1 protein-coding gene is annotated in these 571 nt (G+C 61.8%); it reads right to left on the minus strand.

The features are described from left to right. Positions 1–101: 101 nt before the first annotated feature. On the minus strand, positions 102–571 hold a 470-nt coding region (locus BK660_RS31160; protein WP_185045295.1), incomplete at its 5' end, for a TolC family protein.

Consider the following 571-nt stretch of genomic DNA (forward strand, 5'->3'; position numbering starts at 1 on the left):
CGAGCAGGCTCGCTCCCACACTGGATCTCATTCCTAGTGAAGGAACTCGGTCAAATGGGGGAGCGAGCCTGAGCGCGAAAACGGCCTGACAGGCTGCGCAATTACAAAGCCTGCCACCCACCCCCAAGCGCCTTGTACAGCGCGATGCTCGCCTGCACCCGCGACAGCCGCAGTTGCACATTAAAATCCTGCGCCGCATACAGTGTGCGTTGGGTTTCCAGCACGGTCAGCAGATCTTCGGCGCCCGCCTGATAGCGGCTTTGGGCAATGTTGAACGCGGTCTGCGCCTGATTCAGTTCTTCGCTCTGCCACTGGCGTTGTTCATCGAGGCCGCGAATGCTGTTGAGGGCTTTTTCGACGTCGGCAAAACCGTTGATGATCGCGCCGCGATAGCTCTGCAGCAGTTCCTCCTGACGCGCCGTGGCCTTGTCGCGCTCAGCGCTCAGGCGGCCGTTGTTGAAGACCGGCGCGAGCAGTCCGGCAGTCAGGTTGTAGAAGGGGCTGCGGATCAAGTCGTCGAACTGGTTGGCCCCCGAGCCTATCTGCGCCGTCAGGGTGACGGCGGGCAGCA

It is taken from the genome of Pseudomonas brassicacearum (genome assembly GCF_003732265.1).
GTDB classification, from domain to species: Bacteria; Pseudomonadota; Gammaproteobacteria; order Pseudomonadales; family Pseudomonadaceae; genus Aquipseudomonas; species Aquipseudomonas brassicacearum_D.